Source organism: uncultured Altererythrobacter sp. (assembly GCF_913057185.1).
In the GTDB taxonomy this organism is placed as follows: domain Bacteria; phylum Pseudomonadota; class Alphaproteobacteria; order Sphingomonadales; family Sphingomonadaceae; genus Erythrobacter; species Erythrobacter rubellus.
This window is the reverse complement of the sequence record NZ_CAJXNK010000001.1, coordinates 924531-937717: the sequence shown is the minus strand read 5'-3', so window position 1 is coordinate 937717 and position 13187 is coordinate 924531. Positions and strand designations below refer to the sequence as shown.

The window sequence follows — 13187 nt, the reverse complement described above, 5'->3', positions numbered from 1 at the left end:
TCCCGCTTCAGGACAAGTAATTAGTGCTCAATCGTGTTTTGCGCGGTTTGCGAATAGGCGTTTGCGTAGCATGCGCATCCCGATCCAGATGCCGGCGACGACCGGGATCACCAGGGCAGCCAGCACCCAGTTCTTCTCCAAGCCGTATCGATCAAGCGGCAGGCCACCAAGCAAATAACCGACCAATCCGATCAGGTAATAGCTCAGCGCCACGACCGAGAAACCTTCAACCAACTGCTGCAGCCTGACTTGCATCCGCGTGCTCTGATCCATCGAGTGGAGCAGTTGCGCATTCTGGTTCTCAATCCGCGTCTCGATCCTTGCGCGCAAGAGAGATGCCAATTGCGCAGCGCGAAGAGCCAATTGGCGAACCCGCGCTGTGGTGGCTTTGCACGTGTTCATCGCGGGGAAAAATCGCCGCTGGGTAAAGTCCGCCAGCGAAGCATAACCGGGAATGGGACGCAGATCGACTTGTACCAACCGGTCTTTGACCAATTGTGCGTATGCGCGGGTTGCGTCCATCCGGAATGAAATAGAGGTTTCAATTGCCGCTAGCTCCAAAGAGAGCTTGGACAAAATATCCATCAGCTGGTCATCGGTTTCGTCGCGATTATCGATTCGCGCTGCGAGATCGCGCAAACGCGCCTCGGCTTCATCAAGCTTTGGCCAGCATTCGCGCGCAATTGGAAGTCCTAGAAGTGCGCGATTGCGATAATTGCCTAGTTCCTGCAAGCGCTGGACCTGGCGTGTGATGTCAGCAGGGTCCGCGCCATTGGCGGCAACCAACAAACGCCCGAAGCCATCGTCCTGAATACGAAAGTCCGACCACATGCGGATCTGACCGCCCAAATGACAGGAAACAAGCTCCGCACGCTCCAGATCGACTTTCGGTAAAACTGCTTCGACATGCTGATCGCTTCCTGCAACCCAGATGCGCGTGCAACGTACAATCTGACCCGGTAGCTGGCTTACCCAATCGAGCGCTGCTGCCAGTTCGGAATGTGATAGTGGATCCAGAAACGCCTGCGCATGAGAATTCGCCGCGAACAGAGAGAGGCTAGTTCCTTCGCTGTGCCGCTCCCATACGAATTTCACATGTTCGCCCAGCCGGCCCGCTCGATAGGCCGGATTGCCAACCGGATCGTCAGACTTGGCTTTGGCTTCGATCACAGAAAGCTCTGCTGCGCGTTCATCATCGTCAACGATCAAGACCCATTGGACGATCACACAAGGCACCTCAAGCACCGGCCAGCGACGCAGATGCATCTCGCCTACAGCTTTCTTGCGCAGTTCATGATCACGCATAGATGTCCTTTCTCGCTAACCGAATGCTCTCGCCAGTCGCAGGTTAGCCTGACGGTACTCTCCCAAAACACTTATTTTGAGCCTGCATGCCTCGGGAAACCTTCACATGTTGAAACCTTGCAAGGGGTTGCTGGGTTCCCGTACAATTGGTTTGACCCATCCTACAACAACTTCTGCTCATACTTCGATGGGTCAGCGCACAAAAATTTTGCCAGTAACCGTCTGGCCCGCGTCACGGATGTGCGAACATCTCCCATGTCATTTGCCATCGACGACAATAAAATGGAATATGACTACTTCGGTAAGATATTCCAGTAACACACCCCGACACCAGTTCTATAAGTTGGCCTATCTCGTAGGGTCGAAAAATTCAACATCTCTACAATGCCCATCAAAATTCGTGATGAAATCTCCGTAAGAGCTAGAGTAGTGTAATGTCTTAGTGTTATTTGAAATAATGACGCTAACTTTTTCATATTGATTATTATCTTCAAACTGAATGAGATAAATACTTTCCCAAATGGATTCCGGTTCTTTATCTTTATCGATGATTAGGTTCTTTATTGTTCTGGAGCCAAAACCTAAATCCGTTATGTCCCCCAGCATTAGCATATGAACATACGCTCCATCACCCAGCAAAGTGTCGAAGCGGCTTACAGCAATGCCAAATACCGCACCCTCTGCCCTCTCGACCTCGTTACCTTCTACATCGGTTACCCTCTTAGTGCCCCTGCAGACCTGATGGAGTTGATATTCAGCAGTAGTCAAATTGAGATAGAGTAAACTCAAGCCTATCACCAAAAAAAAGCAAAAAACAAACCTTTCGGTTTAAACTTTCTCATGATAATAAATCCCTTTTATCGAAAAGAATCAATCAATAGGCAAATATCAATTTTAAAAACGTCAGATATTTATTTTGAGAATATGTAGATAATAAAGATAGATATCAGTACGCCTACCTAATTGTTACATGGCAAGAGCCGATGAGCTGATACGGTGCTACTGACCTACATTTTATTGATCTCACTACGGACTCTCACTTGTTTTATTCTGATGGTGCTGGAGGCTGCTGAATCTAACTACACCGCCATTCATCCAACGCTGAAGGTCCAAATGCTCCTGTTCAGTATAAGGCGGCTCATGAAAGGCGGACCCGTCCTTTGTATATACTTTAACCACGGGTCGGCTCCTTATCGTTATCTTTGTTGAGGGCGGGAACAGGTTTGCGTGGATGTCGCAGGCTACTAAAAGCCACCACCCCTCCGTTAGAGCGGCGCGCGCCCTCGAGGATCTCCTCTTCCGTGTAGGGCGGCTCCTTGTACGGATTGCCCTTGGCAGTGTATTTAGTCACCATGTGTGCTCCAATGCATTGCATCGAAAGCTCACGCGAAACGGATATTGCCGGATAAGCCCTAGTGGTTGCTGCCCGGCCACATCCCCTTTTCGGGTGACCACCTTGCCCGGGCTGGGCAGGTTGGCGAGGACTTCATATCCTACTCTTGATGCTTGCAACTATATAGCATTAATGTCGTAATATAGCAAATTGCTACGGAGTTGGGTTGTGAGCTCAAAGCTAAAAAGCAGGTTCCGCAATTTGGTTTGTGGGTGCGTCGCATCCATAGCAGCAACCCTTTTGCTTTGGGTGGCCATGGCTTTTTATTTCTATGAGGAAATATATTATTCTTGCGAAGTGCAGCCGGAAGGTAGCGCTGACCCAGATCCGCTAATACCACTTAATTTTGCAATCGAGTTTACGTACATGAACCCACACCGGCCTTGGGAAAAAGAGGTGTGGTACGTGGACAATGACATAGCAGGTATCGCTGGGCATCGCGGCCATTGGCTTGAATCTGCATTATCAGATCGCACAAAGTTCTATGGCCGGCACACCAAAGGTTACAACGAACTGACCGGTAAACCTGGCAATGACGAAATTATCTTTAATCGTCTAACCGGAGAGCTAACAATCTTTGAACCGGACGATTTTCTCGATCTAAGTGTCAAGGCGCGATGCTCTGAGATAGAAGGCGCTCATTAGTCAAGGACAGCGCAAATCGACTGAAGACCACGTAGGCGCCATGCTCGCCGAAGCTACCCGCCTGCACAAAGAAGCGCTCACTTACCTAGATAAGCCGAAGGCTGATCCCCTGCCGCAGCTACGCGAAGCAGAAAGGCTCTTGAACGAAGCCGAGATACTCGCCGCAGACGCCGCTTCCTACGTAGACGCAAATAAGATGGATACTGCCTTGGCCGAACTACACCGCCAACAGGGTGCAGTCAGGGCTATGATAGTCCGATTGGAGGCCGCCAAGGGCCGGCCGCACGGTTGGTCGGGTATTTAGTGCCGATTGTGGTTTTGGTATTGATGGCTATCGTAGCTGCATGATCCGAGATTCTTATTACTCCGCTCCAGTCGGAGCTTTTTTAACGTCAAGCAATGATGCTGTTCTTGGTGAGCTAACACGTGCGCATCATCACGCTCTTGAGCACCAGCAGAGAGACGCATGGCTAGCCCAGATAGATTTTCTGAAAGACCAGTTGGCTGGCGTTTACGAAGGACACCTCTTCCTAGAATTTTCGATACCGCGCATGGGAAAGCGAGCAGACGCAGTCCTGCTCTTGAATGGCCTAGTTTACGTTGTTGAATTCAAGGTGCACGCTGTCGCGTATGACCGCTATGCGATAGACCAAGTCCACGATTATGCTCTCGACCTAAAAAACTTCCATCTTGGCAGCCACAGTCTTCCGATTGTTCCTATCCTATGCGCCACAGATGCGACCGATAGGCCCTTAAGCGACCTTATTTGGGCCGATGATGGCGTTTGCCAACCAGTGCTCGTGGGCAAAAGGGGATTGGATCGGGCGCTCGATATCAAGCCAGAGAACTTTTATGCCGCCGATGTGGACGTGAATTGGTGGCGGACGGCAGGCTATAGACCCACTCCAACAATTATCGAAGCTGCTGAGGCTTTATATCGAAGCCACGCAGTCGAAGAAATATCGAGGTCAGACGCGGGTGCAAAGAACCTTCAAAGCACCTCAGACAAGATTGCCGAAATCATCGATCAATCGAAACGGTCATCAAACAAATCCATTTGTTTTATCACTGGCGTGCCCGGCGCGGGTAAGACGCTAGCTGGATTGAATATCGCAGCGAAACGCGCCGAGGGTCACGAAGAGGAGCATGCCGTTTTCCTGTCTGGCAATGGCCCCTTGGTTGATGTTTTGCGCGAAGCGCTAGCCCGAGATCAGGTAGCCAGAGAGTGCGTTAGGAAGTCCGACGCACTTCGTTCGGTTCGCCGCTTTGTCCAAAATATCCATCACTTCCGAGATCACTACCTCAGCAGCAATGAGAAGCCGTTTGAAAAAGTTGTTGTCTTCGATGAAGCGCAACGCGCATGGACTAAAGAACAGGCATCCAAGTTTATGCAAACCAAGCGAGGGCATGCCGACTTCGCGATGTCTGAACCCGAATTTCTCATCAGTGTCATGGACCGGCATACTGATTGGTGCACGATCATTTGTTTGATTGGCGGAGGGCAGGAAATAAATACCGGCGAAGCGGGGCTATCAGAATGGCTTAGTGCTTTGCGCGAGCGCTTTCCCGACTGGAATGTTCACGCATCCTCTTTGCTCGAAGATCGCCACTATACCGTCGATGACGAAGCGTCACGGTTGCTTCAGTCCCCAACGATCGAAAAACACCCAGAACTACACCTTTCTGTTTCGATGCGGTCATTCCGTGCCGAGAAACTCTCGGCTTTTGTCGGGCACTTTCTGGATGGCGATGCGGATCAGGCCCGGACTGCGCTCTCAGATTTGAATGACCGATATCCCATAGCGGTGACTAGAAATCTTGAAGTCGCGCGCAATTGGCTAAGGAATCATGCTCGAGGCACTGAACGTTTTGGGCTGATTGCATCATCGGGAGGCTATCGCCTAAGGCCGGAAGGCATCCACGTTAAGGCCAAAATTGACCCTGCGAGTTGGTTCTTGAATGATCGTTTCGACGTTCGCTCTTCTTACTACGTTGAGGAGGTAGCCACCCAATTCGATGTGCAGGGCTTAGAACTAGATTGGGCCGGCGTCTGTTGGGATGCCGATTTGAGGCGGGCGAACGGTCAATGGGCGCACTATTCCTTCAAAGGAACGAAGTGGCAAAACGTAAATGACGCTACAAAGCAGGTTTATCTCCTGAACGCTTACCGGGTTCTCTTGACGCGAGCACGCCAAGGCATCGTTATCTTTGTGCCAAATGGGGAATTGCGGGACCATACGAGGCCACCATCGTTTTACGATGGAGTATACGATTACATGCTAGCTTGCGGCATCAGCCCAGCCTGACCCTTTTTATATCTTTCCCACGAGGTGCCGAGCAATGGGAATGTCGGCTGGCGCCAGTTGATAACCGGTCAAGTCAGCCACATTCACCCACTCGGCTCTGTCATGAACAGTGAGCGTCAAGTCCTCTGATTCCAGTCTTACCTCTACAGCGATCAACTCAATGTGCCGGTGGACAGATCTAGTCAGTTCAGCTCCCGGAATGGCTATAACGGACAACTCCTCAGCCAATTCCCGAACAATGCACTGTTGGGCTGTTTCAGCACTGTCTAGTTTACCGCCCGGGAATTCCCAGAACCCCGCGAGCTTCTCTCCGGACGCTCGTCTTGCAATCAAAACCTTGCCATCCTTGATTGCAACGGCCGCAGCAACCTTGATTGTTTGGTGCACAACCACCTCGAACTAATCCTCATCCTCGGTTTCAGCAAACCTATGGACGCGTTCCGCAAGGGTCTCGTCGTTCTTCATCCAGTATGTCCAGCCGTTCGCTTGTTTCCATTTATACCCGTCGCGGTGGAGCAGCACGAGGGCGGCCCGGCTTACGCTCATAACTTCGCCTTCAAACTCAATCTTTTTATCGGCGACCACGGTGGCAGTTATACTATCATCTCTGGCGTAAGTTAGAACGTCACCGACGTTCACGTGAGCATCTGCAAAGCTATAGCTTTTCCGCTTAGCCACGGAGCGCTCGAGGGCTTCAATGCCCTCCTGATCCGCTGCTACATCCTCTTTGGGCGTTACGTCTCTGCCGCCAGTAAGTTTTAGGGCTGCGATGACCCGCTGGGCCTCTATCTCGAAGAATTCTCGGTTGCTGCGAACTCGCACGTCGGCAAATGCCATATGGACTAAGCGTTCAGCCTGAACTTCATCATTCACCTCAATTGCAAATTCGCAACGAAATGGGAGAGGCACGCTGGTGTTGTCGAGTTGGCGGAGCCGCTGCTCCAGATCAACTGTTCTTCCAACTTTCACGTAGCCTTCGAAGGCTGGATTACTGAGCACATAAACAATCGGCATACGGACCCAAATACATTTTTTGACGTTATTCCAACGCCTGCTTCTCAGCTTGTTTAAACATGGCTAGCGCAGAGACGTACAAGCCTCTCCTAATTATTCACCGCAGCTTTCATTCTCGCGCCTCGAGCTTTGAGAAAGCCCATCGTTCTCTCAGCGTATGCACGGTATTCATCACCACTAACAGGAAAAGGTGTTCTTTGGAAATTGTCGAAGGCCAGCAGAAATTTTACTTCGCTCGCATCTTGGCTGACCAAATCTTGCAGGTGAAAGAACTCAGTGTAATCTCGAAAGCTTCGGAAAATTTCGAAAAAATACCCGTAACGTTGCAGCACTTCCGACAGGGGGCTTTCTTGTTGAGCATAGTGGCGGCGGATGCATTCGAGCGTTAGGTCAAATCTGTCACCAATTTTACGATTGCATCCTCTGGCACCGTTGATTGTCATCTTATTATCAATCCGGTTTCCTGGAAAAACTATGAACCCGCCAATCCTATAGGCTTGGCTCTGAACCTCTTTCGGTAGACTCTTTGGAACCTGCTCAAGAACAGCTGCCATACGTTTAATGTTAAGATATGAAGGCATCATGCTATCGCTAGACAGATAAAATTCACCAATGCTGGATTGGTGAAAGAGGTAACCCTTTGCCTTTGATATCTTTAATTCGAAACTGGCACCGTCAGGAAGTGGCTTGCTCCAAAGGCGCCTATGGTATTCTCTCAGTGTCGAACTGAATTTGTCAGGATCTTTGCCTGGCGGAGTATCTGAGCGGACGTCAAAGCTAATGTCTATCATCGACCTAAAAATCTCTCTCCAGCCAGAAGCGCGCGATCAACGGTAGCGCTTATACCCCTTCCACTTTGCGTCCTCGGGGAAATCCCAATCAAAACCCCCAACGCGATTACTCCGCATGCTATAGTAGAGCATGCCGTTGCCAAACATCCTCTCCGGTAAAACAACCCGTTGCAAGGCCAAATGCAAAGCGAGGGGTGACCGATGCCGCAACCCAGCCGCCTACGGCATGACCACGTGCAGGTACCACGGGGCTAGAAAGCCAGAGACGATCAGGAAGGGTGCAAGCCATCCGCAGTATAGACATGGACAAGAAACGCTCGCGGCTAAGGCCGAAAGAAGCAAGGTACTTGCAGAACTGCGAGAAATTGAGGCACTATCATTCGCATACGGGCTAGTGCCCGCAGGGACGCCGCGATGGCGGGGTAGGAAGCCAAAGTGTAGGTGAGGGTGATTTGAGGCGATTTATAATTGCAATATTTTTGAGCCTAATTTTGTCTGCCTGCGGGCAAACCACACAGGAAGAGTGTCGCGCAGACAGTGCTCGCGAAGCGGCCACACCTGAGGCCTTGGAGGTTCTGGTCACAGAGTGTGTGAGAAAGTACCCAGCTGTACAGCTCTCCGATGGGACATTTTTGTTAAACGTACCGGATTTGGGTCATAGCGTAGAGGTATCCGGAGCCACCCCAACTGATGAAGATCGCGAGATGATTGCCGCGCTGATTGAGGAAAAGCGGACACGCGACGCAGAGATGGCCAGGGAGAGGTTTGAGATGGCCAGGGAGAGGTTTCAGCGTATATCCGAAGCTAACAGTCAACTGAGGATTATCGATCTCGGGATAACATGTCAGTCATATTGCGTTGGCCATAATGCTCATTTTACAATTGAAAACGGTTCAAACAGCCAGATTGAGCAAGTGGCAATACAGTATGAGCTCGGAGCAAATGTAAGCTGCCAAGGAAATTACAGCAAAAGGGTTGTGCAAAACATAACCATACCTCCAGGGGAGATAGGTAGCGCCGAGTTTGAACTTCCTTATATGGATTACCAAGGGCGACGGCATTGCATTAAATTGGATGTTACTGAAGTTTGGTAGGCCCTAAAGCATTGAGCATGGTGAACGATCCCAGAGATCACCCTCCGGACATCGAACGAGCAAAATAGTAAGTAAGAGGAAGCGTGGGTCCCATTTCTGAGATTTGGGGGGTACCCCCTTTCAATTATTACCCTGTCAGATCTTTAAGGGGGTGGGGGTGTCGATTCAATAAGCAGACCGGACGGTGGCTGGTTGCGCTATCGATAAATCTTTTAGGGAACGGTTTTGGTAACCAGCGCCCATTTCACCAAAAAGACCATATAAAACAATAAGAAATGGCGGAGAGACAGGGATTCGAACCCTGGGTACTCGTGAAAGCACAACGGTTTTCGAGACCGCCCCGTTCGACCACTCCGGCATCTCTCCGCATTCTTGTCTGCACGCGGTTGACGCGGACGAGCCGCGCGTAAAGCGTCGTCATATCCAGCCTGCGACAAGAAGCGCGCCAGTTAGCTGACCCCCCTGCCCTTGCCAAGCACAAATTCGCCGCAAAACTGGGGACGGTTTGCCGATGCGCCCTTGTCTCCCGCGACCTATCACCCATATCCTCGGTCATTATGGAGAGAGCTGTGTTCTTTTCCAGCCAAGCTGGACGTACCATCGAGGCCCCGCGTCACGTCAAGTCGCGCTTCGGGATTGGCGATGTTGTGCGCCACCGGATGTTCGATTTTCGCGGTGTGATCTTCGATGTTGATCCGGTCTTTGCCAATAGCGAAGAATGGTACCAGGCTATCCCTGAGGACATCCGCCCAAGCCGCGAGCAACCATTTTATCACTTGCTGGCTGAGAATAACGACAGTTCCTACGTCGCCTATGTCAGCCAGCAGAACCTGCTTACCGATGCAAGCAGCGGACCGATTGATCATCCGCAAATCGCGCAATTGTTCGAACAGTTCGACGGCAAACGGTATCGCATGCGCCGAGCGCTGACCCACTAATGCGTCTAGCCACGGTCAACGGCGCATTTGACATTAGTATCACACATACCTGCTAGAACGTCCGGCATGGACAGAATGACCATGATATCAGCTGTCGACGAGCCTGCCCTTTAGTCCTTGAGTTTCCAGCCGGAACGCAAGACCAGATAAACGATGATGGCAAGAGCAAGGTTTAGTACCCCAAGCGCAACCGCCGCCTGAACAACCGCGTCGGCACCCTCGCCGATATCGCTTTCTCCTAAGAAGCCGTAGCGGAAGCCAGAGATCACATAGAAGAACGGGTTTGCCCGGCTGACAGCCTGAAACGCCGGCGCAAGGTTGTCGATTACATAGAATGTACCGGAAAGCAGCGAGAGGGGTGCAACTACGAAATTGGTAATGGCCGCGTTGTGATCAAACTTTTCCGACCAGATCGACGTTGCCAATCCCATGAGCGACAGCATGATCGCGCCCATCAGGCCAAACCATATCACGGCCCATACATGCGCTATGGACAGCGAAACTCCCGGCCACAGCGCCATCGCCAGCGCAACCGTGCTGCCCACCATCACCGCGCGGGTCGCAGCTGCGCCGATAATACCTGCCATCAGCTCTCCATGCGAAAGCGGCGGCATGAGCAAATCCATGATTGTTCCCTGGATCTTGCCAGCGAGCAGCGAGAAGGACGAGTTTGCAAAAGCATTTTGCATCATGCCCATCATGATCAAGCCTGGCGCGACAAAGCTGGCGAATGGCGCGCCCAGCACTTCGCGTCCGCCACGCCCTAAAGCGACCGTGAAGATGATCAAGAACAGCAGTGTCGTGACGGCCGGGCCCCAAATTGTCTGCGTGTGCACCTTGAGAAACCGCCGAACCTCCTTAATATAGAGACTCCACAAGCCGACGCGGTTGACGCCGGAGATTACCGGCACGCCGCGCGGCGTAAAACGGGTCCCTTCGCCCGAATTTGTCTTGTCGAGGGGTGCCTCCGATTTCGGACGGGCAGGAGGTGCTTGATCGGCCATGCAGGCGCGCCTAGTGCGATGGAGCGGCTGTGACAAGTCACACAGTAAGATTCGTTGTGCTGTTTGCTGATCGAAAACGGGCAACCAGCGCGGGACACAGGAACTGGAATTTAGATGAGTTGGACTGACGAGCGTATCGCTACGCTAAAGAAAATGTGGGAAGGCGGATCAACCGCTAGCCAGATCGCTGAAGAGCTTGGGGGAGTGAGCCGTAATGCCGTAATCGGCAAGGCGCATCGGTTAGGTCTGAAATCACGCCCTTCCCCGGTGAAAGCAGGCGAGAAGAAGAAGAAAGCTCCGGCTAAGAAGCCCGTGCCAAAGACCGCCATCAAGAAGACCGCGGCCAAGCCAGTAGCAAAACCGACAGAAAAGCCGGCTGACAAGCCGGTAACTGCACAGGCATCGGGTGCGAGTATCCCGTCGCAACCAATTCCTAACAAGACGCCTGATCTGCCTAAGATCGTATCAGTCGGCCCTGGTGGCTTCTTGCGTCAGGGGCCGGGCGATCAGCAAGCGCCGATCCCGCCTGCTCCGCCGCGTCGATTGGTGCCCGCGAAACCGAGCCCGGCAATCGCGGACAAAACGAGCTTGCTCGATCTGACCGAGAAGGTTTGCCGCTGGCCTATGGGTCACCCTGGTGAGCCTGACTTCCACTTCTGCGGCGAAACAGTGAACCCGGGATATCCCTATTGCGTTGAGCATTGCGGGCGCGCCTATCAGGCACAGCTGCCGCGCGGCGCGCGCAGACCCCCTCCACCGCTTCCCTTCGGTGGCCCCCGCGTAAGGTAGGTCGGGCGCGCTGAGCAAAGACTTTCGAGGCCCGGTTGTCCCTGTGGATCGCCGGGCCTTTTCAAATCTCACGGAGCATTCGCATGGCCATTACCCCTTACGACGCCTTCGTCCAAAGCTGTCAGCAGATTTTGAGTGGGCTCTCAGGCTTGATCGCCAAAGGCGAGGCGCATGTGAAGGAGAATGGGCTTTCGGATAACGACCTGATCGGCGCGAAGCTTGCAGAGACGATATGGACACTGCCGCGGCATGTCCGCGCATGCTCGATGCATTCAGCCTGCACCTTTGACCAAATGCCAACGGGCGAATTTACGGCAGATTTCACGATCGTACCGGATAGTTGGCAGTCATACGCGCAATGATTGCGGATGCGCAAAGCAAGCTGGCAGCGTTCTGAGCACACGCTTCTCTTAAGCAATCGAGTATGACAGCAGCCCTCTAGCAGGCTCCGAGCAAACCGACACGCTTAGCCGGGTGACTCTAATCTACGACTTTTGACCTTCAGCGCTGTCTAGGGCGGGCGAACCAGATCGTGTGCCGCGGGCCCTTATTGTTAGGCCGGGCGCGGAAGAAGCGTTCTTCAACATCAAATCCGGCATCGCGCAGTTTTCTGGTGAAGCGGTGGTCTGATGCTGCAGACCATATCGCGAGTATGCCACCCGGCTTTAGGGCATCCCGCGATTTTCCCAGCCCCGTGGGTGAATAGAGGCGGTTGTTTTCCTCGCGGACAATACCATCGGGTCCGTTATCGACATCGAGAAGAATGGCATCGAATTTGTCGCAAGTGCCGTCATTTGCATCGTCGATCAGGGCCGCGACATCGCAAATCTTCAGGTCCATTCGCGGATCTTCCAGACAGCCACCCGTCAGTTCTGCCATCGGACCCTGCGCCCATTCGACAATTTCCGGTACAAGTTCTGCTACGACCGCCTGACCGTTGGAGCCCATGCGCGCCAGCGCGGCCCGCAAGGTGAAACCCATGCCGTAGCCGCCTATCAATATTCGCGGCGCGTCATTCCCAACGCGCTCCATGGTCTGCACTGCCAGCTGCTCTTCGCTGAACTGCATACGCGTGCCCATCAGCTCGTTCCGCCCGAGCATGATGATGAAATCGCGGCCATGGCTAACGAGCGACAGCTCGTCGCCATCGGGTATCTGCGCTGTGGCCAGGGTCTCACGCGGAAGCATCAGGCTGAATACCCCCGCTTTTTGAGATTGTGACCAACCTTAACGATCGAATCGAGCGCTGGGATCGATCCGCCGCCCAGTTCAGTCAGCGAATACTCAACCGATGGCGGCGAGGTGTCGCAAACCTTGCGAGTGATGACGCCTCGCTGCTCAAGCTCGCGCAGCCGTGCCGGCAACACCTTGCCGCTGACAGGGGAAATAACATCCATCAATTCGCTGAAGCGGCGTGGCCCGGCCCGCAGGCACCACACCACATTGGGTGCCCATGTACCGGCAATAACCGCCATGCATTCGGTTAACGCGCAAGGTTCGGGCGGCTTTGGGCTGTGATTTATGCGACGCTTGAGCATGATCTTCCAATCGACGTGTTTCGCGAGGTTACCCATGGGTAACCTAGAAATCCAGTTACCAATAGAAAGTAGGTGGCATTGGGAAAGTGAGAGTAATAGCTGGGCGGCGTCTTGATTGCGTTTTATGCCATATCAATCACATTTATCGGCCCACGTTTCGGCATGGGCAATGCGATCTTCTTCGTCTTGCTTGGCCAGATCATCAGCGCAGTCATCATCGATCATTTCGGCCTGATGGGCGTACCAGTTGCACGAATTGATCTAATAGGCATCGCGGGAATCACGCTGATGGTTGTCTGGGTGCTACTCGCCAGAAGGTAGCCGGCAGACCTGCTCAAAAAAGAAGGCCCGCCATGATCTCTCCGGCGGG

At 52.7% G+C, this 13187-nt stretch carries 16 protein-coding genes, 1 tRNA gene and 1 riboswitch; of the genes, 8 read left to right on the top strand and 9 right to left on the bottom strand.

Annotation, left to right across the window (positions count from 1 at the left end):
• Positions 1-27: 27 nt before the first annotated feature.
• Both QZ487_RS04740 and QZ487_RS04735 read right to left on the bottom strand, forming a co-directional pair.
• Positions 28-1305 carry a DUF3422 domain-containing protein gene (locus QZ487_RS04740; RefSeq protein WP_285976615.1) on the bottom strand — a complete coding sequence of 426 codons (1278 nt, stop codon included), beginning with the start codon at positions 1303-1305 and terminating at the stop codon, positions 28-30.
• 348 nt (positions 1306-1653) lie between these two features.
• Positions 1654-2094 (bottom strand): hypothetical protein, encoded by a 441-nt coding sequence (locus tag QZ487_RS04735; RefSeq protein WP_296023554.1) that lies wholly within the window; start codon positions 2092-2094, stop codon positions 1654-1656.
• Between the two features lie 616 nt (positions 2095-2710).
• A riboswitch (SAM-I-IV-variant riboswitch) is annotated at positions 2711-2816 on the bottom strand.
• 137 nt (positions 2817-2953) lie between these two features.
• Here QZ487_RS04735 and QZ487_RS04730 point away from each other — a divergent pair.
• From QZ487_RS04730 to QZ487_RS04720, 3 genes are read left to right on the top strand one after another with little or no spacing between them, the layout of a single operon-like run.
• Complete coding sequence (locus QZ487_RS04730) at positions 2954-3343, top strand: hypothetical protein (RefSeq protein ID WP_296023553.1); 390 nt, start codon at positions 2954-2956, stop codon at positions 3341-3343.
• A gap of 40 nt (positions 3344-3383) precedes the next feature.
• Complete coding sequence (locus QZ487_RS04725; RefSeq protein ID WP_296023551.1) at positions 3384-3647, top strand: hypothetical protein; 264 nt, start codon at positions 3384-3386, stop codon at positions 3645-3647.
• 40 nt (positions 3648-3687) lie between these two features.
• Positions 3688-5649 (top strand): DUF2075 domain-containing protein, encoded by a 1962-nt coding sequence (locus QZ487_RS04720; protein WP_296023550.1) that lies wholly within the window; start codon positions 3688-3690, stop codon positions 5647-5649.
• A 6-nt stretch (positions 5650-5655) separates the two neighbouring features.
• On the opposite strand, the gene QZ487_RS04715 is transcribed toward QZ487_RS04720, so the two are convergent.
• The 4 genes from QZ487_RS04715 to QZ487_RS04700 form a co-directional block, all read right to left on the bottom strand.
• Entirely contained in the window at positions 5656-6036 is a 381-nt protein-coding gene (locus QZ487_RS04715; protein WP_296023548.1) for a (deoxy)nucleoside triphosphate pyrophosphohydrolase, read from the bottom strand.
• 12 nt (positions 6037-6048) lie between these two features.
• A complete protein-coding gene (locus QZ487_RS04710) occupies positions 6049-6663 on the bottom strand; it encodes a GIY-YIG nuclease family protein (RefSeq protein ID WP_296023547.1) in 615 nt (204 codons plus the stop codon).
• A gap of 89 nt (positions 6664-6752) precedes the next feature.
• Positions 6753-7454, bottom strand: coding sequence for a hypothetical protein (locus QZ487_RS04705; RefSeq protein ID WP_296023545.1), 702 nt, complete (start codon positions 7452-7454; stop codon positions 6753-6755).
• A gap of 1370 nt (positions 7455-8824) precedes the next feature.
• Positions 8825-8914, bottom strand: a tRNA-Ser gene (locus QZ487_RS04700).
• Between the two features lie 191 nt (positions 8915-9105).
• Here QZ487_RS04700 and hspQ point away from each other — a divergent pair.
• Positions 9106-9486 (top strand): heat shock protein HspQ, encoded by a 381-nt coding sequence (gene hspQ, locus QZ487_RS04695; protein ID WP_285976614.1) that lies wholly within the window; start codon positions 9106-9108, stop codon positions 9484-9486.
• A gap of 110 nt (positions 9487-9596) precedes the next feature.
• Here hspQ and QZ487_RS04690 read toward each other — a convergent pair whose 3' ends face one another.
• A complete protein-coding gene (locus QZ487_RS04690) occupies positions 9597-10490 on the bottom strand; it encodes an ABC transporter permease (protein ID WP_296023543.1) in 894 nt (297 codons plus the stop codon).
• Positions 10491-10604: 114 nt separating this feature from the next.
• On the opposite strand from QZ487_RS04690, the gene QZ487_RS04685 reads away from it, so the two are divergent.
• From QZ487_RS04685 to QZ487_RS11465, 3 genes are all read left to right on the top strand, one after another.
• Positions 10605-11279 carry a GcrA family cell cycle regulator gene (locus QZ487_RS04685; RefSeq protein ID WP_296023541.1) on the top strand — a complete coding sequence of 225 codons (675 nt, stop codon included), beginning with the start codon at positions 10605-10607 and terminating at the stop codon, positions 11277-11279.
• 83 nt (positions 11280-11362) lie between these two features.
• The gene (locus tag QZ487_RS04680; protein WP_296023540.1) at positions 11363-11641 is read left to right on the top strand and encodes a DUF1993 family protein; all 279 of its coding nucleotides are present in this window, start codon (positions 11363-11365) and stop codon (positions 11639-11641) included.
• Between the two features lie 55 nt (positions 11642-11696).
• Positions 11697-11777, top strand: coding sequence for a DUF481 domain-containing protein (locus tag QZ487_RS11465; protein WP_367114440.1), 81 nt, complete (start codon positions 11697-11699; stop codon positions 11775-11777).
• A gap of 3 nt (positions 11778-11780) precedes the next feature.
• Here QZ487_RS11465 and QZ487_RS04675 read toward each other — a convergent pair whose 3' ends face one another.
• Positions 11781-12467 carry a spermidine synthase gene (locus QZ487_RS04675; RefSeq protein WP_285976610.1) on the bottom strand — a complete coding sequence of 229 codons (687 nt, stop codon included), beginning with the start codon at positions 12465-12467 and terminating at the stop codon, positions 11781-11783.
• Positions 12467-12754, bottom strand: a complete 288-nt coding sequence (locus tag QZ487_RS04670; RefSeq protein ID WP_285976609.1) for a helix-turn-helix domain-containing protein — start codon at positions 12752-12754, stop codon at positions 12467-12469. Before QZ487_RS04670 ends, QZ487_RS04675 begins: the two co-directional genes overlap by 1 nt.
• 174 nt (positions 12755-12928) lie before the next feature.
• Between QZ487_RS04670 and QZ487_RS04665 the strand changes: the two genes are divergently transcribed.
• Positions 12929-13138 (top strand): DMT family transporter, encoded by a 210-nt coding sequence (locus QZ487_RS04665; RefSeq protein WP_285976608.1) that lies wholly within the window; start codon positions 12929-12931, stop codon positions 13136-13138.
• Positions 13139-13187: the final 49 nt, after the last annotated feature.

Excerpts from the sequence above, each read along its gene's own strand:
- QZ487_RS04690 (WP_296023543.1), bottom strand. The coding sequence starts at position 10,490 with ATGGCCGATCAAGCACCTCCTGCCCGTCCGAAATCGGAGGCACCCCTC.
- QZ487_RS04670 (WP_285976609.1), bottom strand. The coding sequence starts at position 12,754 with ATGGCGGTTATTGCCGGTACATGGGCACCCAATGTGGTGTGGTGCCTG.
- QZ487_RS04720 (WP_296023550.1), top strand. The coding sequence starts at position 3,688 with ATGATCCGAGATTCTTATTACTCCGCTCCAGTCGGAGCTTTTTTAACG.
- QZ487_RS04685 (WP_296023541.1), top strand. The coding sequence starts at position 10,605 with ATGAGTTGGACTGACGAGCGTATCGCTACGCTAAAGAAAATGTGGGAA.
- hspQ (WP_285976614.1), top strand. The coding sequence starts at position 9,106 with ATGGAGAGAGCTGTGTTCTTTTCCAGCCAAGCTGGACGTACCATCGAG.
- QZ487_RS04725 (WP_296023551.1), top strand. The coding sequence starts at position 3,384 with ATGCTCGCCGAAGCTACCCGCCTGCACAAAGAAGCGCTCACTTACCTA.
- QZ487_RS04675 (WP_285976610.1), bottom strand. The coding sequence starts at position 12,467 with ATGCTTCCGCGTGAGACCCTGGCCACAGCGCAGATACCCGATGGCGAC.
- QZ487_RS04710 (WP_296023547.1), bottom strand. The coding sequence starts at position 6,663 with ATGCCGATTGTTTATGTGCTCAGTAATCCAGCCTTCGAAGGCTACGTG.
- QZ487_RS04740 (WP_285976615.1), bottom strand. The coding sequence starts at position 1,305 with ATGCGTGATCATGAACTGCGCAAGAAAGCTGTAGGCGAGATGCATCTG.
- QZ487_RS04705 (WP_296023545.1), bottom strand. The coding sequence starts at position 7,454 with ATGATAGACATTAGCTTTGACGTCCGCTCAGATACTCCGCCAGGCAAA.
- QZ487_RS04680 (WP_296023540.1), top strand. The coding sequence starts at position 11,363 with ATGGCCATTACCCCTTACGACGCCTTCGTCCAAAGCTGTCAGCAGATT.
- QZ487_RS04730 (WP_296023553.1), top strand. The coding sequence starts at position 2,954 with ATGGCTTTTTATTTCTATGAGGAAATATATTATTCTTGCGAAGTGCAG.